At 37.5% G+C, this 17,243-nt stretch carries 19 protein-coding genes and 1 pseudogene; 13 read left to right on the forward strand and 7 right to left on the reverse strand.

Annotation, left to right across the window (positions count from 1 at the left end; all coding sequences use genetic code 11):
* On the forward strand, window positions 1–852 hold an 852-nt coding region (locus K6984_RS27035), incomplete at its 5' end, for a VapE domain-containing protein (RefSeq protein WP_221898194.1).
* A gap of 801 nt (window positions 853–1,653) precedes the next feature.
* Here the strand turns inward: K6984_RS27035 and K6984_RS27040 are convergent.
* A complete protein-coding gene (locus K6984_RS27040) occupies window positions 1,654–1,818 on the reverse strand; it encodes a hypothetical protein (RefSeq protein ID WP_221898195.1) in 165 nt (54 codons plus the stop codon).
* Between the two features lie 12 nt (window positions 1,819–1,830).
* Between K6984_RS27040 and K6984_RS27045 the strand changes: the two genes are divergently transcribed.
* The 6 genes and pseudogenes from K6984_RS27045 (at window position 1,831) to K6984_RS27070 (ending at window position 5,844) form a co-directional block, all read left to right on the forward strand.
* Window positions 1,831–2,004, forward strand: coding sequence for a hypothetical protein (locus tag K6984_RS27045; protein ID WP_221898196.1), 174 nt, complete (start codon window positions 1,831–1,833; stop codon window positions 2,002–2,004).
* Window positions 2,005–2,094: 90 nt separating this feature from the next.
* Window positions 2,095–2,748: an AAA family ATPase gene (locus K6984_RS27050; protein ID WP_221898047.1), complete on the forward strand. Its 654-nt coding sequence runs from the start codon at window positions 2,095–2,097 to the stop codon at window positions 2,746–2,748.
* The gene (locus K6984_RS27055; protein WP_087870439.1) at window positions 2,745–3,077 is read left to right on the forward strand and encodes a hypothetical protein; all 333 of its coding nucleotides are present in this window, start codon (window positions 2,745–2,747) and stop codon (window positions 3,075–3,077) included. Before K6984_RS27050 ends, K6984_RS27055 begins: the two co-directional genes overlap by 4 nt.
* A 76-nt stretch (window positions 3,078–3,153) precedes the next feature.
* A pseudogene (locus K6984_RS27060) lies at window positions 3,154–3,333 on the forward strand (hypothetical protein); the annotation flags it as partial.
* A gap of 313 nt (window positions 3,334–3,646) precedes the next feature.
* The gene (locus tag K6984_RS27065; protein ID WP_221898197.1) at window positions 3,647–5,116 is read left to right on the forward strand and encodes a tetratricopeptide repeat protein; all 1,470 of its coding nucleotides are present in this window, start codon (window positions 3,647–3,649) and stop codon (window positions 5,114–5,116) included.
* Window positions 5,117–5,397: 281 nt separating this feature from the next.
* The gene (locus K6984_RS27070; RefSeq protein ID WP_221898049.1) at window positions 5,398–5,844 is read left to right on the forward strand and encodes a hypothetical protein; all 447 of its coding nucleotides are present in this window, start codon (window positions 5,398–5,400) and stop codon (window positions 5,842–5,844) included.
* Here the strand turns inward: K6984_RS27070 and K6984_RS27075 are convergent.
* The 4 genes from K6984_RS27075 to K6984_RS27090 all read right to left on the reverse strand — a co-directional run bounded on the left by K6984_RS27075 (window position 5,776) and on the right by K6984_RS27090 (window position 8,057).
* Window positions 5,776–5,979: a hypothetical protein gene (locus tag K6984_RS27075; protein ID WP_221898050.1), complete on the reverse strand. Its 204-nt coding sequence runs from the start codon at window positions 5,977–5,979 to the stop codon at window positions 5,776–5,778. The two genes, K6984_RS27070 and K6984_RS27075, sit on opposite strands and share 69 nt — an antisense overlap.
* A gap of 339 nt (window positions 5,980–6,318) precedes the next feature.
* Entirely contained in the window at window positions 6,319–6,864 is a 546-nt protein-coding gene (locus K6984_RS27080) for a hypothetical protein (protein ID WP_221898051.1), read from the reverse strand.
* Window positions 6,865–6,946: 82 nt separating this feature from the next.
* Window positions 6,947–7,549 (reverse strand): hypothetical protein, encoded by a 603-nt coding sequence (locus tag K6984_RS27085; RefSeq protein WP_221898052.1) that lies wholly within the window; start codon window positions 7,547–7,549, stop codon window positions 6,947–6,949.
* A complete protein-coding gene (locus K6984_RS27090; protein WP_221898053.1) occupies window positions 7,536–8,057 on the reverse strand; it encodes a hypothetical protein in 522 nt (173 codons plus the stop codon). The genes K6984_RS27085 and K6984_RS27090 overlap by 14 nt, the downstream gene beginning before the upstream one ends.
* A 615-nt stretch (window positions 8,058–8,672) precedes the next feature.
* Here K6984_RS27090 and K6984_RS27095 point away from each other — a divergent pair.
* Complete coding sequence (locus tag K6984_RS27095; protein WP_221898198.1) at window positions 8,673–9,287, forward strand: hypothetical protein; 615 nt, start codon at window positions 8,673–8,675, stop codon at window positions 9,285–9,287.
* Between the two features lie 79 nt (window positions 9,288–9,366).
* Here the strand turns inward: K6984_RS27095 and K6984_RS27100 are convergent, their stop codons facing one another.
* Both K6984_RS27100 and K6984_RS35170 read right to left on the reverse strand, forming a co-directional pair.
* Window positions 9,367–9,552, reverse strand: a complete 186-nt coding sequence (locus K6984_RS27100) for a hypothetical protein (RefSeq protein WP_221898199.1) — start codon at window positions 9,550–9,552, stop codon at window positions 9,367–9,369.
* Window positions 9,553–9,579: 27 nt separating this feature from the next.
* Entirely contained in the window at window positions 9,580–9,708 is a 129-nt protein-coding gene (locus tag K6984_RS35170) for a hypothetical protein (RefSeq protein ID WP_263458892.1), read from the reverse strand.
* Between the two features lie 1,390 nt (window positions 9,709–11,098).
* On the opposite strand from K6984_RS35170, the gene mobV reads away from it, so the two are divergent.
* From mobV to repC, 5 genes are all read left to right on the forward strand, one after another.
* Window positions 11,099–12,853 carry a MobV family relaxase gene (gene mobV / locus K6984_RS27105; protein WP_263458893.1) on the forward strand — a complete coding sequence of 585 codons (1,755 nt, stop codon included), beginning with the start codon at window positions 11,099–11,101 and terminating at the stop codon, window positions 12,851–12,853.
* 12 nt (window positions 12,854–12,865) lie between these two features.
* A complete protein-coding gene (locus K6984_RS36740; protein WP_221898201.1) occupies window positions 12,866–13,006 on the forward strand; it encodes a DNA-binding protein in 141 nt (46 codons plus the stop codon).
* A gap of 161 nt (window positions 13,007–13,167) precedes the next feature.
* The gene (locus K6984_RS27115; protein ID WP_221898202.1) at window positions 13,168–14,046 is read left to right on the forward strand and encodes a DNA-binding protein; all 879 of its coding nucleotides are present in this window, start codon (window positions 13,168–13,170) and stop codon (window positions 14,044–14,046) included.
* A gap of 355 nt (window positions 14,047–14,401) precedes the next feature.
* Window positions 14,402–15,265 carry a helicase RepA family protein gene (locus tag K6984_RS27120; protein WP_221898203.1) on the forward strand — a complete coding sequence of 288 codons (864 nt, stop codon included), beginning with the start codon at window positions 14,402–14,404 and terminating at the stop codon, window positions 15,263–15,265.
* A complete protein-coding gene (gene repC, locus K6984_RS27125; RefSeq protein WP_221898204.1) occupies window positions 15,258–16,142 on the forward strand; it encodes a replication protein C, IncQ-type in 885 nt (294 codons plus the stop codon). Before K6984_RS27120 ends, repC begins: the two co-directional genes overlap by 8 nt.
* The last annotated feature ends 1,101 nt before the right edge of the window (window positions 16,143–17,243 follow it).

The raw sequence follows: 17,243 nt of genomic DNA on the forward strand, positions 1-17,243 counted from the left end.
GTCGCCATGTATAGATGGCTAATACAATGCTGTGCGGCCGCTGATATGGCAAAGCATGAAGGTAAGCATCCAGATGCTATCCCCAAATATGAATGTGTGCTGGTGCTAGGTGGAGATCAAGGACTCCATAAAACTTCATTTATTAAATACCTACTCCCTGCGGAACTTCATAAATACATAAAAGACTCTGTTCGCCTAGATACAAAAGACCGGGATTCTATGCTTAATATTCTTAGGTGCTGGATACCTGAACTTGCAGGCCTAGACCCTGCGTTGAAGAAGAAAGGGCTGCCCGAGTTAAAAGGATTTTTGGCAAAAGAGGTGGATGAAATAAGATTAACGTACGCTAGAAAACCTACAGTCATACGTAGGCATGTATCGTGTATGACTTCTGTTGAGGGAGAATATCCACCCAAAGGTGCTAGGTGGGATAGAAGGCTTCTACCCGTTATTGCTAAAGGTCGGTTAGATTATCCACGTATTTCTAATTTTGATTATACAGACTTGTGGGCGTTTATATGGCATGCCTATACACATGGGGAGCAATGGTGGCTTACGCCCGAAGAAGAGGCTCTACGTGCGGAAATCTTAGGCTGTCCTGACAATAGGTCATTGAAAGATATAGTTTTGGAGGTGTTTGAGTTTACTGCTGACAAAACGGGTGAGGTACTTAGTAATAGAACAATTAAAATGACTAACTCCGAGATAATCAATGAGTTGCCTGAGAGTATAATAACTAACAGGTCGAACCAGATGGCTGTAAAAAAAGTGTTAAAGGGTCTTAATGTGAAGCACAATAGGAGGGCTTATTTTATGCCGCCTTTAAGTAAAGCTGATAGCTCAATCCATTAGAGTCAGATTCCCTTGTATTTTCTTATATAAGGGAATATGAATATACCGGATATACGCTAAAAAAAGTTACTTCCCACTAGGGCTGAGAGTCCGCTAAATTAAAGGTCTACTCAAATTGCTCTGATGAACAAGCGATTGGTTATATTATACAGTTTAAGGGATTGCAGTAATTAAACCCAAAGGGAAACTATGGTTTTCCCAACCATGATAATTTATCCTAATTGAGCAAGAAATTGATTTCATTCACGTTTAATAATTAGTTGAAATGAAGTCATACGCGTGTTGCCCCAGAACATGGTGTGTTTTGAAGCTGAGATGAATAAACGCTTGAGAGCTGTGGCTTTCCCTGAACTGGATACTTCTGAAAATCCGCTGACCGTAGATGCTCAATAAAAAAAGCTCCAAGAAATGCGGCCAAAGAGGGGTAACTATAAAACCCTAAATTGTAAATGTAATGATTTCGTATAAATATCCATAGGTTGTACGTTACAGTAGCCCTAGTCTTTGATTATAAAAGGATTATAGGTATAGTACAAGCTATATTAGGTTGCACACTAAATAGCGTTTTATTATGAAGTTTAAAAAGTTACCCCTCCCTAGGGCAAAGAGTCCCCAGAATACTGTTGCTTGTTGCAATAAGCCAACCCTTTATTTTGGAATGGTTTACCGTTTAATCTTTGTTTTCTGCAACAGCTATAACAAACCACATACCACACACCCAAATTAGTCAATCGCTTATTGGCGGGCATGTAAGCCCCTAAAAAGACCCGCAAAACCCTTAATTGGTGTGCATAGCAGGGGTTAGCTGTTAAAGTGCCTTAAAAGCGATATAAACCGCCTTAGCGAAGAGCTGGCGCGCCATGCTACCTCACGAAATTCCGGGACTCCTGTCGCCGTAATTCGTTCACCTACGCAGCGAACAGGAGATGCTCCAGCCGGCCTGCATCCGCCACAGACTGAGCACAAAGCAGCTCAGTCATGGCTACCTCAAATGGCTCTACGGCTATTCGGGATAAAATTTTAGCCTCCCTCGCGCGCTATCGCGCACTTCGGATTGGCAAATTTCCCTGCGCCTTCTGGAGACTATCAGCCCGTCCGGGGCTGACAGCGATTGTTTTACTATTACGATATTTTTATTTTTTAATATCATAAAATGAAGATACTTATATGTTTTACTATTGTAGTATTTTTATCTTCCTGTATTGTTGTTTTACACAATTATAAAATAATGAGGTTATTATTATGGATGTTTGGTTTTTAGTTTGTTCTAAAGGAGGGGTTGGAAAGTCTACAATTTCTACCAATATGGCGGTATGCGCCGAGAGAGCTGGAAAAAAGGTTTTGCTTGTCGATCTGGACGAGAAACAAAAATCCGCCGCGAATTGGTGGAAAAGACGGGAAATCGAGGACGATATAAAAGCCGTTATTGTTCCCCATGATATAGAAAAGGTTAAAGAGATTTACGGTTTTGCACAAAAACAGGGTTATGATTTAGTGATTTTCGATACTAAAGGCGCAAGCGATACCCTGCATAATGTGATTATCGGATTTGCAACACTTTGTATTGTTCCAGTTCAACCGTCTGTTTTTGATCTTGAGGCAATACCAAGCGCCGCTAATATGATTAAAAGCCTTGATAAGCCTTTTACTATTCTTGTTTCACGCTGCCCCCCAGTAGGTAATGAATTTGAAAAGTTGCGCTTAGGGCTTGCTGCTCATGGGCTTGTTTGTCCTTATTCGACCGTAGAACGCAAGGTATATCGCCACGCTGCAGGGCTTGGTCTTGGGGTTGGAGAATATGACGAAAAAGACAAAGCCGCCGAGGAAGTAAAAAATATTTATGATTGGCTGGTAAAAACAGAGGAAAAACAAAATAGCTTAAAGGTGGCATCATGAGCAGTAAAACATCAAAGAAAAATGCAAGTATGGACGCATTATTGAATGCAGCGGCAGAACCTGAAAAAGAAACCGCGCAGAATAAACCAGTGATAGAACCAGTTAAGAGAGGGAAGGGCAGACCCAAAAAAGCAGAAGGAAACCGTCAACAGTTGCCGACATATTTACCAGAGCCGCTATATTTCGAAATGCTGGACTATGTGAACCTGAAAAAGCGCAGCGATAGGCAATACTCATTAAATGATTTAGTCCTTGAAGGGCTGGATTTGTGGCTTGCATCTATTGGAAAACCGAGTATTGCAGAGCTTATAAAAGAAAATAAATATTGATTTTTCAATATCATAAAATCATTATTCTATAATACTTTTATATTGGTTCGATAAATTTCAATAAAAGGTGGATCACATGCTCAGCTTCAAAGGCACTCACTTTCCAAAAGATGTCATTCTTTATGCTGTTTTCTTTTATGTCAGGTATGGCGTTTCGTATCGCGACCTTGAAGAAATTATGGAAGAAAGAGGTGTTGAAGTGGATCATGCTACGCTCAATCGTTGGGTTATCCGTTATTCTGGTTCTGTCGCAAAAAACAAATGTTTGTGTAAAAATCAACTGTAACCTGTTTTTATGCGATGAATGGATGAAACACCATGCAGGAAAAAGTATTCTCGCCCCATCTCGATAATTGAACGGATAAGCCAGATGTGAACTGGCGATCAGGAAAGTAATGGCTTGAGAAGGGGAAGTAGGTAGTGGCTCAAAGCATGGTCGGATTACTGCTCAACAAGATAGAATTTTGTCGAAATATTTATATATAATTACAGGTTTGAGCCACTACCAGTTATGAGATCCTAGTCCAATGAAAGCAGTTACACATTTTTTATATTAAAGGGGAACGTCGTTGAATGAAAAGACAGAGGATATAAATGATATTACCAAGTCAGCAGAGCAAGGGCATGCTAACGCACAATACAATTTAGGCGTGCTGTATGAAAACGGAAAAGGTGTAAAACAGGACTATAAGCAGGCGGTGAAGTGGTTTACCAAGTCAGCAAAGCAAGGGAATGCTAACGCACAATACAATTTAGGCGTGCTGTATGAAAACGGAAAAGGTGTAAAACAGGACTATAAGCAGGCGGTGAAGTGGTTTACCAAGTCAGCAAAGCAAGGGAATGCTAACGCACAATATAATCTAGGTTTGATATATCTGGAAGGAGAACTCATTACTCAAGACGATACGCAGGCGATGAATTGGCTTACCAAGTCAGCAGAGCAAGAGTATGCTAACGCACAATACACTCTAGGGGTGATATATCTGGAGGGAGAACTAATTACTCAAGACTATAAGCAGGCTGAGAAGTGGTTTACCAAGTCAGCAGAGCAAGGGCATGCTGACGCACAATATAATCTAGGAGTGATGTGTAGCAAAGGAGAAGGCGTCACTCAAGACTATAAGCAGGCTGAGAAGTGGTTTACGAAGGTAGCAGAGCAAGGGAACGCTGAAGAGCAATATAATCTAGGGGTGATTTATCTGAAAGGACAAGTTGTAAAGCAGGACTATAAGCAGGCTGAAACGTGGTTTACGAAGTCAGCAGAGCAAGGGTATGCTGACGCACAATATAATCTAGGGGTGATGTATCTGGAAGGAGAGCTCATTACTCAAGACTATAAGCAGGCTGAGAAGTGGTTTACGAAGTCAGCAGAGCAAGGGTATGCTGACGCACAATATAATCTAGGGGTGATGTATCTGGAAGGAGAGCTCATTACTCAAGACTATAAGCAGGCTGAGAAGTGGTTGACGAAGTCAGCAGAGCAAGGGAATGCTAACGCACAATACACTCTAGGGGTGATGTATCTGGAAGGAGAACGCATTGCTCAAGACTATAAACAGGCAGTGAAGTGGTTTACGAAGGTAGCAGAGCAAGGAAATGCTAACGCACAATACAATCTAGGGGTGATGTGTAGCAAAGGAGAAGGGGTTATTCAAGACTATAATCAGGCAGCGAAGTGGTTTACGAAGTCAGCAGAGCAAGGGAATGCTAACGCACAACTCAACCTAGGGGCAATGTATAGCAGTGGCAAAGGAATCACTAAAGACTATAGGAAAGCGGAAACATGGTTTACCAAGTCAGCAGAGCAAGGGGATTCTAAAGCACAATATAATCTAGGTGTGATGTATGCTAACGGAAACCTGGGGACTCAGGACAATAATAAAGCATATATGTACTTTAATATTTCAGCATATAATGGCAACTTGGGAAAGGCAATAGCTAACAGGGAAAAGATAGGCAGATTGCTATCAATTGAGAAAATAAATAATGCCCAAAAATTATCACGAGATTGGATAGAATCACACAATCAGAAAGTGTAATCTAACTAATCTCTCATTCTCAATAGCATAAAAAAATTGCGGATGAAAATAGAGCTTTAGCAAAGTAAACATTTTTCCGTCCGTGTTAGCTGTAGGTGGTGGGAAGAGCTTTCTTAAAGACTAGAAAAATAATATGTAATCTCACATTGAGCGGGTATGGATTTATATTTTTATTTTAAAACAAATAGTTACAATAAGTTTAGTAGATTTCAATGGCTTATATGAAATCATTTAAAATCAATGTGTTACATGAATAAATAGACCCGCTCAATGTAAGTGTAATGGAAATTTTTGATGATATTTATAATTCTGTGGCAATGAGTTTTCGAAAAAGAATTAATGATATAATTCTTGGTCCATTTATATCTTCATGGGTTTTATGTAATTGGGGTAAGTTGGCTTTATTGTTTTTTGGTACAGGAACACCAGACGTAAGAATAAAAAATATGTTGCAAGAGATGTCTGTACGTAATCTTTTAACGTATCCCGGTTTTCTCGATTTGTTCTTTATGCCATTAACATTAACGGCGTTGTATATTTTTATTCTTCCTCATTTAAGCTATTGGGTTTCAGAAAAGGTGAATCCAATCAAGCAAAAGCTGGAGAAACAGCATGATAAATTCGAGAGTGAAACAAGAAAAGACATGAGTAAAACAGAACTACTGGGACTTCGAAGTGTCGCTGCCAGCCATGGTGAGAAAACAAAAGATATTCCGAGGCGTCGCTGATTCGACGTGTGCTAGCAGCACGCGAGAGGAGCAAGAATTGCATTCCGAATAGCCGTCCAGCCAGTGAGGTAGTAATGACGAAGCGGCTTTTGTGCGTAGTCGTTGCGGACGCAGGGCGTTCAGGGCATCTCCCATCCGCTGCGTAGGTGAACGAATTATGGCGACAGGAGTCCCGGAATTTCGTGAGGTAGCATGGCGCGCCTGAATGTTCCTTTAGTTGCTTGATAATTGAAGTAAAAAACAAATGTATTATAAACTGAAGTTTCCCAATAACTATTTATGGTAAAATTGAAACTATGCTACAACTATATGAAAAAAATAGTCTTTTCATTCGTTTCAAATGCTATTGCCTAAGGGGAATTAAGTAGGGGTTTGCTATAAACATGGCAAAACCACCTAAAATAAACCTCGATACACCAGCATTGTGTATTTCAGCTACTCAATAATTGGGAAACTTCAGTTATAAACGTTATTTTATTCAACAATACCAGGTTTTGATGGTAGGCATCGGCCCTCAGGATCCAGTATTGTACTAATCTCCATTACTAAGCATATAAGTTCTGCAATATGTTTTTGAGTTTGCTGTAAGAATTCAGTACCAACTGGTGTTTTAAAGTATTCTCCATTATTGTTGAGATAAATAGGAAGTGACTTTCCTTCTTTGTCAGGAACTCTCCAACCTGCATGACAGAACATATTCCTAAATTTCACGACCTCATCATCTAAAAATTTTAATTGTTTTTTGATGACATCATCTTTATTAATTAAAGAATTATTATTTGCTAAATTATGATATTTTTTAACAAGCTTTCCAAATGGTAGTGACATATTCTTAAGTAGATTGCTATTAAGAGTATCATAATACCACTTCTCAAAACTCTCTAAGTCTTTCACTTTTTTGTCACATTTCGTCATCACTTCAAATACATAAATCCCTTTTACAAGAGCATCTTCAAGATAGCCAAAAGTGGCTACTGTTCGACCTAAATGCTCCCAAAAGTCTGCTTGATTATCACACACCAAGCGAGGTACGTTTTTTATGAGAATGTTAGATATTTTTCCTAATCATTTGGAGAAAATTGTCTTGACAATAGGGGCTGCTTTAGACCCCAGTTGGCCTTGCCGATATTTCTCTTATTAAGTAATCAACTTGTTTTTCAAGCACTTTATTAGCAATAGCGTAATCATTAAACAAGGGGCTTAAAATAATAAGAGGAAGCCAAATGATCTTAATTATTTTTTCTGAAGCTGATGCAGAAAATACCTCATTATTTTTTTCTATAATAAACACCGACATATCTGAGTAGTAATCAGAAATTACGGGTATTGACATCACTGTTAGACCTGACAAATAACCGAGAAAAAAGCCTTCCTCTTCTTTCGTTCCGCTAATAATGATTTGAAAATAGAAATGCTTTGATTCTTTTTTTATAAAAGGCGCATATAATATTTTTTTGTATAGTCCTGTAGCTCTCAATTTTTCTTTAACTTCCTCTACAATGTCTTCTTTACTTAGCGCATCAAAACGTCCTATCTCACTTATTAAGTCTACCGAAAACGAGATGTCTTGAAGAGGTACAGTATCAGAATCAGTGTATCTTGAAGTCGTCGTGACAGTTTCTGGAGTGTAACCACGACTAAAAGTAGCGCAACCCGTGTTAATAATCATAACAAGACATACTACCAGTTTTCTAGTTAGTGACATTACCTAATTTCCCTTTGATCATAAATACTGCTTTTTGCCTATACTCTCTAACGGTATATTCTCCCTGAATTTCCAGACTACCGTGCGTGGTTGAAGTGCCTGTATAAGAAATACCTGTAGAAACACTGCCAGAGTGATATGAAGTGTTACTTGTAGGAACAGAGATAGAATATCTATGAGAAATATCGGAAATTTCCTTCGACTGGATAATAATGATACTTGCCCCTATTTTATTGGCAAGATCAATAGCTTTTGTTCTCGCCTCCCACTCCCCATCAAATTTTGAGTCCCCCAAAACAACGTAATTTCTATTTTTATAGTCGGCTACTTTTTTATTTATATCATTAGTTTCAATAAGTTTTGGTAAAACTAAGGTGGGGATATTTTGTCTCTCGTTACTAGCATAGCTTCCGTAATAAGTATCAAAACGATTTCTAAAGTGATCTTTAGAGCATCCGGATAATACAATAGTTATTAAAACCAATATTAAGATATTCTTTTTTATCATTAAATTCTGTATAAGGATTACGCAGTGATGGAAGGCTTGATTTTCACCCAAAGTAGGTTTACATGCTCAACTAAAAATTGTACCATTTTTTAAGTAATTATTTTCCTTAACACCAGATCATACCTGGCTTATCAATTCAATTATCCCGATGAGGTAATAGTATTTTCTTCTGCATGATGCTTTTTTCATGAGAGGAATGAAAACAGGTTTATAGCCTGGTTTACATAAATACGTATCTTTTGCGACAGAACCTTCTTTTTTAACACGGGTTTTATTAACTATATCATGGGATATGTTTTTTAACAGCCTTTTTTAACACTATTTACTAAAAATAAGGTCTTGTTGACGGTGATTAGCTGTGTTGATGGCGATGTAAAAAAAACACTTGTTTTTTTGACTTCAATTATTGGAGCAAACCTATGGCCTCGCTAAAAGCGTAAGCGACCTAAATTTCCTGAATATCAATTTTCAAGTTTAAAACGCTTCTTTCCTCACTTAAAAAGCCTTTCAGAATTTATTGAGTCCGATAGCTACCTTGGAAAAATAAGAATAGAGGTTGATGGATCTGAAATAGTAGTAAATAACCTAACCCAAGATAATAAACTAGATTGCGTTGTGCGTTTACTGGATAAATTAAGCAGCCAATTACAGGCTGAAAAAGTTGACTACAAAGGCACGAAAGAGTTTAAACCATTCATGGTGAAAGATACCTTTACAGATAAAACTCTGAATATTGTTAATGACGGTAATAACGATCAAGAGTTTGGCATTGCTCAAGGTAAAACAACTAATCAAGATTTATATATGGATTTATCCGCTAAAGATTGGTTTGTATTTAATGAAAACTACGGCACATCAGAAGAAAAACATTTGGTTAAATATATTGATAAACTAAAACAAAAATATTCAAAAGTGTATTTGCTGCGTAATGAACGACATTTCAAGCTTTTTAATTTTGATGATGGGCGAGTTTTTGAACCTGATTTTGTATTGTTTTTAATTAAAGACGATATAAGTACAGTTATGCATTACCAAGTATTCATTGAACCGAAAGGAAGCCATTTAATAAAACATGATGAATGGAAAAATAATTTTTTAATGCAGTTAAAAACAGAGCATAAAATTGAACAGCTATGGAAAGATAGAAATTACATAGTTTGGGGGATGCCTTTTTATAATAAAACGGATACTAAGCCAGAATTTGAAAAAGAATTTAGTGTTTTACTATGATAAAAAGAACACGCACATTCCCAGCGATATGTATTCTCTTAAACCGCGCTCCGCGCATCAATAATAATCAATTGTATCTTTAATAAGAATAAAGAGATAGGAAGTACAGCCATTTACCCCCTAAGGAAGGATCAAGAATCCCCCGCTGAAAATCAGGGAAACGTAGCCTAAGCGAAGTGATGATTTTTAGTCCGCGATAGCCGTAGGGCCGTTGTTTTGTCGGAGTCTGAGCGTTAGCGAAGGTGGAGACAAAATAAAAGGCCATCCGACACGGCGTCAAGTCATTTGGAGCCTATGTTCCGACCCCTTGTTGGGTCGGGACGAGGTGACGAGGACGAATCGGGGCCGCCGGAGGCATAAGTGGTCGCGTTAAGTTTTTGCTGCTTGCTTGGGCTGGGATGCGCAAAACGAGCTTTCGCAAAACAAGCGACTCCCCGATTTCACAGCTCCCCCCTCCGAAAAACTGCTTAAAAAAACAGAGAATATCAGCTTGAGTTTCTGTGTATCTTGGAATCGTGTTACTCGAGTTTTCAAGTCCCTTTCACAACCGTTACGCTCTGCGCGTTACCAGATATATAAAATATCCGCCCCTGCTCCAAACGCGCCACCTTTTGCACTATAAAATTCAAATCTCGCAATCAAAACGGCTATAAGATTGCGACTTCTACTTTATACAAAAAATGCCTTATGGGTTACCTTAGCAAAGTCCTTGATCGGCAACGCTGTCCTGACCTATCCCAAAACATCTTGAGTCCAAAATAGGGGCTGAGCTTGTAAAGAAGAGAGAGAAAACTTGAAATGCTTAACAAATGAGAGACTAATTAAGATATAATTAGTCTTCGTTTGATTGCAAGAGTGTGTCTCTTACTTTCAAGCTGTGGTGAGTGACTGTAATCACTCATACACAACCTTTAATAAAGGCAAAAAAACCTAAGCACTTAAAAATGCTTGGGTTTTTTTTTGCCTTTTAGCCCTAAACTTTAAAAGTTCGGGGGCTTGTTTCTAAACCTGAAAGAGGAAATATCAGATTTTATTACCAATAACTTTAGCTCATACAAGCAAGACATAGCAAGTTTAGCTGTAGTTAAGACTTCTAATAAGTCCTTTAGAGATTTGTTTTTGGCTCGTCATCCCCCTAAGTTCATGAAACATGGGGGCGTTCTGTCATCGCTGTTCATTTACTAAATAAAGGGCTGTGATGACCAAGTTTTAGTTCTATCGCAAAAAAAGGATGAGACATTATTACCTCCCCTCTTGGGTATGCCGCTCACTCGCGCCATAAAACAAGACCTACTCTCGCTTTACATCCCAACAGGTGTTCTTGGTGGCTTTGTCGTACAGACTTAATTGTGCCGTAAGGTTCAGTTGTGAGTTTATTACAGAGCAAGGGCCTACACCCCACGTATTCATTGAAAAATTGGACAGATAAAAAGCCGCGAAGCACCTTATTGTTTTTAATCTTTTGCTCCGCAGGACGATCGAAGGAACTTTGCATTTACGGCAGTAAATATCAGAAAATTCCGTAGTGAGTACGTACGGAATACGGAATTGTAAATACTATGTAACTACTCAGCGTAATTTAAACTCATAACAGATTGATTTAAAATAATAATTAATGTATCTCTCTGAATTTTAGTCATTTTCATCCCTTTTTAAAGGTGAAAATGACTAAAGTAAGGTTAAATTAAAATATATCCATTTGATTTTAAAGTTAAAAAACACGCTGAGTAGTTACAATACTATTAACAATTCCTAAATCTACTGATAGGCTTATATATAAATAAACGAAGCAGAATGCGAGTAAAAATATTATGGCTTACGCAATAATGAGAAACGAAAAATTGAAAACATTTGGAAATATCGGTGGAGTTGGATCACATCACTTTAGAACCAGGGAAACAAAAAATGCTGACTCAGAAAAAACGCCAGACAATATTCGTTTAATTGAATGTAAAAATGATGATTTAGTTGAAGCGGTAAAAAATAGGATTGGTGATATAAAAATCAGAAAAAACGGAGTTTTGGCTGTTGAGGTTTTAATGACAGCTTCGCCAGACTTCTTTCGTGGTGATGTGAGCTCTCATGGGGAGTATAACAAACAAAAAGTGGATGATTTCAACAGGCGTGGAATTGATTATTTGAAAGCGGAGTATGGCGCTGATAATGTCGTTTCCGCAATCTGTCACCTCGATGAAGCAACCCCGCACATCCAAGCGGTTATTGTGCCCATTGATTACGAGAAAAACAAAAAAGGTAAATTAAATGCAGCAAAATGGCTAGATGGAAGAAAATTGTTATCAGAAATGCAGGATCGCTATTTTGAAACAATGAAGTCATTAGGCTTGGAGCGTGGAATTAAAGGGAGTGAGTCAACCCATACAACCATAAAAGAATTTTATGGATCATTAGAAAGCTCAGAGATACTTACCGTTCCAGAAGCTTCTATACCATCTCCTCCTGTTTTAATAAAAGATAAAAAACGGAAAGAATGGGCTAATGATGAATCTGAAAGAATAAACGACTTTCAAAAACCAACTTACCAACCAATCCAATCAAAAGCAGCGACATCAGCAATAGCTACTAAAAAAGCGAAACAAGCAGAAGCTACGACGAAAAAATATGCTGAAGAGCTTGAACGTATGAAAAAAGAAGCAAATTTGGTTAGAGATACTGATTTAGCTGAAATAATGGAGCGCTCTAACGCTAAACGCCTTAAAGGAAGGGGGAATGTTTGGGAATACAACGGGGAACAAATCGCTTTAAACAATTCCAAATTTTTTAATCATTATCAAAATTTTGGTGGTGGTGGAGCTATTGACTTAGTGATGCATTTGCAAGGATTTGATTTTTCCCAAGCGGTGAGATGGCTGGGTGATGAAGTTGGGAACAACGCTGCGATAGGCTCTGCGATGACTCATGCAAAAAAAGAAGCGGAAAAAGCAACAAAAGCGCATGCACCTCTCCCGGATCCAATTGATCAACATTGGCCACATGTTAGAGATTATTTAATAGAAAAACGTGGGTTAGATAAAAAATATATTGATTTTCTTCACGATAAAGACCGCATATTCTCTGACTTTATGAAAAACGCATGCTTTCGCTATGGATCTAAAGGTGTTGAAAAGTCAGGAACCAGGGGCATCAAATGGAAAGGATTTAATGGAGTTAAAGATGATGGATTTAAACTAACAAAAAAGAATCCTGATGGGGTTGTTTTTGTTGAATCTGGAATTGACGCAATATCTTTTATTCAGCTTCTAGAAACCATTCCAGAGTACGCGGAATACAAGAATTTTGACATCATAGCGGTTGGTGGAGTTAGCTCAAGGGTAGTATTTAATTTATCTAAAAAATATGATCGAGTCGTTATTGGTTTTGATAATGACAAAAATATGCGGGGTGACAAAAGTTTTGATGATATTCAAGGATACATAAAAAATAAAGAGGTCGAGAGGTTAACGCCTGCGCCACTCAATGACTGGAATGAATATATAAAACCAAAACCAGACGAATCAGCAGGATCACTGGGGGAAACTCAAGAGATTAATCCAATCGACAATCAATAAAAGAGGTAAAGCATGTCAAATCCGGATAAAAAAATACACGAAATTGCTGATCAATTGGTTGAAAACAACATAAAACCAACGCTAGCAAATGTTCGTAAAGAACTAGGTGGTGGGAGCTTCACAACTGAAGTTTACCAATTATTGAGTAGCTGAAATACACAATGCTGGTGTATCGAGGTTTATTTTAGGTGGTTTTGCCATGTTTATAGCAAACCCCTACTTAATTCCCCTTAGGCAATAGCATTTGAAACGAATGAAAAGACTATTTTTTTCATATAGTTGTAGCATAGTTTCAATTTTACCATAAATAATTATTGGGAAACTTCAGCTTCACAACTATTAGTGATGCAATGAAAATCTGGAGATCAAACCAGATGAAAGAAGAAGCGCTTGCTGACATCAAAGAGCCGGCTCCGGACCAGATTACCGAACAATTAACTGATTTAGGAAGCAACCTGTGGGGGTTTGCTCAATCATTAGCTACTGACCACCTCAAGTCAGAACGTGAAGCTCTGGAGGTTGCTAGGGGGGAATTTGAGGCAATAGCTAGTGAAGCAGGCGAGCTAGCTGATGCATTATCATTAGAGCTTGAAGAAGAGGCTAAAAAGCTTGAAGAAACAACAGATAAACATGACGATCTAGTTACTATAAATTCTGAATTATTAACTAAAACAGAAGATCAGGATAAAGAGATTAAGAACCTATCTTTATCTGTTACAAATCTTGAAGATAAAGCTAAAGGGTTTGAAGATAGCAACAAAGAATTATCTAAAGAAAACGCCAAGTTATCTGGGCATATAGGAGAATTGGATAAAGAAAAAAAGGATAATTTATCGAAAATCAATAAATTAAATAATCAGGTTGGTAGTCTTGAGGCTGATCTGAGAAACGCAAATGAAAACAATGCGTCTGAAATAGCTAATTTAAATAATGCTTACAAGGAAAAAGAGAAAGTAATTAAGAAACAGATGGATGATGCCTTAAAAGCGAAACATACGGCTGAAAAAGCGCTTTCTGATCGAATTAATAAAGAGTTAAATGATTTGGAAGAAAAAAATAAATCTTATGTCGCTCTTGTTGAAAAGCAAGAAAAATTACGTGATGAACTAGATAAAGTCAGGACGGATCGAGATGCCTGTAAGAATCAAATAAACTTATTAAAAACAAAAAATGATGAACAAAAAAAATCATGAAAATTGTTAATGTAAATAAAATTGAAACTAAGAGAAATAAGATTAATGTTTATGATGGGCCGATTGACCAGGTAGTGGATCAGAATGCTGGCCTCTTGTGCCCTGAATGCGAATTAAACGAACTTCAATTCATAGAAAAACAAAGTGGTATTTGCTATTCCGGATGTTTTAAAACTTCCTGCCTGGAGCATTATTCGTGCGACGAGTGTGAGGAAATGTTTATTGATATAAATTCTAATGATTATAAAACTAATAAAGCTGTTATTGAATACAAGAAAATTAATTAAATTGCCTACGTGAGTGTTCGAGCACTCACGTAGGTACCCATAAACCCATAAAAAACACTGAGAATTTTATGAGAATAGATATTTTAAAAGCTTTTGAGGAAAAACCTCAAGAATTAGATTTTGTTTTACCAAGCTTTTTAGCTGGAACTGTTGGTTCTCTGGTTGCTCCAGGAGCGTCAGGGAAGTCTTTTTTTTCACTCCAGGCGTGTATGAGTATCGCATGTTCTGTCGCTGGCGGCGATTTACTAGATTTAAATCCAGCTCCTGGTCAGGTCGTTTATTTTAACGCTGAGGATCCTGATGTTATTGTTAATAGACGATTGCATGCAATAGGCGGATCACTTAATAATGATGCTAAAAAATCCATTGCTCAGAATCTACATATTTTGCCTGTAATGGGTAAGCGATTGAATATTATTGATGATAAACATTTAAAATCAATTATTGATTATGCTACAGGCGCTAGATTAATTGTCTTTGATACTTTATCCAGGATTCATCAGCTCGATGAAAATAATAACGGTCAGGCAGCTATAGTAATGGGTTGCCTAGAACATATAGCGGCTGAGACTGGAGCATCTGTTTTATTTCTACATCATGTTAGTAAAGCAAGCGCGCTGGGTGGGATGGCTGATTTACAACAAGCCTCGCGAGGAGCATCTGTACTGGTCGATAATTCGCGCTGGTGTAGTTATGTATCTAAAATGTCAAAAGATGAGGCGAAGGGGTTCTCTGATCGTCAATTTGACAAAAAACCAATAGCTGAAGATTTTAGAAGCCATTACATCCGCTTCGGGGTTTCAAAACAAAATTACGGAATTCCATTTATAGAAAAGTGGTTGAAATTTCATGAAGGTGGTGTATTAAAACCGGTGCATTTGCATAAGATAGAAAAAGAAAATAAAAAAGCGGGAGCCAGAAAAAATGGATAGTCATATTAATTATCCCGCAGCCAGATCAAAAAAAATAATCCATGCGGCACCCCAATTTAGACCAATTAAGCGGGGAGCTAGAAAAAAAGGGATTGAGCGTATATACACAGCTAAAAATGGTGATACTTTAACTATTGCAATTTTTCACGAGTTGGATATCGCAGATCAGGATCTTTTGCTCTGTTTGTTAGCAATTGCTAGAGCTGAGGATAGAGGTGTTTATATTAACGAAAACCCTGAGTCAGAGGTTGGAATTAAATTAAGAGAAGAACTTAATCTAGGAGGTTCAGCAGAGACAGCTGTCGCTTTAATGGTTAGGGCTACAGGATATGAAATATTGAATGAGCTTGGTAGACCCACAAACTCAAATAGCTATAACTGGTTAAGATCTTCATTAAAACGGTTATCAAGAGTTTCTTTTGATTATGATTGTAAAAAAGGGTTTTGGTCGTTCAATCTACTTTCTGTCTCCGGTCTTTATGGTGAAAAAGGAGAAATAAGAGATATTTCTATTTGCATTAATCCGTTATCTGCTCAGGCAATACTAGGAAATGAAGAGGGATATGTCCTAGTTAATAGAACAGAACGATCAAAACTGGATAAATCTAAAACAAGCTCAGAATCAAAAGCACTGCATTATGTTTTATCAGGGCTTGTTGATATGGGGCAAGAGCGTGTTTTAAATGTCGATATGTTAGCTGATAAGGTCTACTCGCGTTACGATGAAAATATAACGGCAGGAGCGATCAGGATTCGCAGAATGAAGTTAGTAAGTGCTTGCGCAGAAATAAATAAATTAGGCTACTGGTCTTGTCTTCCTTCAAAAAAGGGTAAAAATACAGTTTTAACTGTAAAACGAAAGAGAAGAAAAGTTTAATAATTAGACATTTTTGCTATCGACATAACAGAAACGTTCTATCGACATAACAGAAACGTTCTATCGACATAACAGAAACACTTTTTTTTTCAAAAACCTCTACAGGCAACGAAACTCATTGCCTGTAGAAAAAGCTAAAAAATCACCTAAAGATAATCTAAAGAATATCTAGGAAAACAAGATATTTTCTTAGATATTCTTGTTTCTAAACCCAAAAAACAATTAAAAGCATAAACCCTAACGGGTTTACTTTGGCCCGATAGGGTCAATTATCCACTGAAAAAAAGAAAATGGCCTTCGGTGGGTGGGCTTTTAAATAAAAGGTTACCTTTTATTGTAACTACTCAGCGTGTTTTTTAACTTTAAAATCAAATGGATATATTTTAATTTAACCTGACTTTAGTCATTTTCACCTTATAAAGCCGCTGCTATTTTAGGCTAACATTCAAAGAAAAAGCCCACCCCACCGAAGGCCATTTTCTTTTTTCAGTCGATACTGCGCCCGATAGGGCGCAGTAAACCCGTTAGGGTTTTTATATATAAAACTGTGCAGCCCCTTTTTCCTCAAACACGTGGGCATCACTACCCAGAGGAGCCTGCACATGAGAAGCCAACAACACAACCCGAGGCTGGCTTGGATGAAGAGCAGCTTTCGAGTTATGCCTTTAACTCGATGTTCAAGTTTTCAGCTATAACTGGGCTAAGAAAAGTACATTTTTCCGGCTTTGTTTTATAAGTGATTGATTTACAATGATGTTTATGCTTTCTTTGTCAGTAAAATTATCAATAAAATCAATCAGTTAAAAAACTTGAACATCGAGTATAAGGAGATTTTGGCAGGAGGTGAACTACAGCCTGCGTAGTAAACTCTAAAAATGGAATAGGTAGATGTTAAACCACCTATTTCATGCCTCCACATTTATGAGGATGGAATAGGTGGTTTAACATCTACCTATTCCATTTTTAGAGTTTACTACGCAGGCTGTAGTTCACCTCCTGCCAAAATCTCCTTAAACTCGATGTTCAAGTTTTTTAACTGATTGATTTTATTGATAATTTTACTGACAAAGAAAGCATCAACATCATTGTAAATCAATCACT

Origin of the sequence: Bathymodiolus japonicus methanotrophic gill symbiont (genome assembly GCF_019721995.1) — a bacterium.
Taxonomy (GTDB): Bacteria; Pseudomonadota; Gammaproteobacteria; order Methylococcales; family Methylomonadaceae; genus Methyloprofundus.

Coding starts and splice junctions, on each gene's coding strand:
- K6984_RS27045 (WP_221898196.1), top strand. CDS start 1,831: ATGGCTACCTCAAATGGCTCTACGGCTATTCGGGATAAAATTTTAGCC.
- K6984_RS27050 (WP_221898047.1), top strand. CDS start 2,095: ATGGATGTTTGGTTTTTAGTTTGTTCTAAAGGAGGGGTTGGAAAGTCT.
- K6984_RS27055 (WP_087870439.1), top strand. CDS start 2,745: ATGAGCAGTAAAACATCAAAGAAAAATGCAAGTATGGACGCATTATTG.
- K6984_RS27070 (WP_221898049.1), top strand. CDS start 5,398: ATGGAAATTTTTGATGATATTTATAATTCTGTGGCAATGAGTTTTCGA.
- K6984_RS27075 (WP_221898050.1), bottom strand. CDS start 5,979: ATGGGAGATGCCCTGAACGCCCTGCGTCCGCAACGACTACGCACAAAA.
- K6984_RS27085 (WP_221898052.1), bottom strand. CDS start 7,549: ATGTCACTAACTAGAAAACTGGTAGTATGTCTTGTTATGATTATTAAC.
- K6984_RS27090 (WP_221898053.1), bottom strand. CDS start 8,057: ATGATAAAAAAGAATATCTTAATATTGGTTTTAATAACTATTGTATTA.
- K6984_RS27100 (WP_221898199.1), bottom strand. CDS start 9,552: ATGGCCTTTTATTTTGTCTCCACCTTCGCTAACGCTCAGACTCCGACA.
- mobV (WP_263458893.1), top strand. CDS start 11,099: ATGGCTTACGCAATAATGAGAAACGAAAAATTGAAAACATTTGGAAAT.
- K6984_RS36740 (WP_221898201.1), top strand. CDS start 12,866: ATGTCAAATCCGGATAAAAAAATACACGAAATTGCTGATCAATTGGTT.
- K6984_RS27120 (WP_221898203.1), top strand. CDS start 14,402: ATGAGAATAGATATTTTAAAAGCTTTTGAGGAAAAACCTCAAGAATTA.
- repC (WP_221898204.1), top strand. CDS start 15,258: ATGGATAGTCATATTAATTATCCCGCAGCCAGATCAAAAAAAATAATC.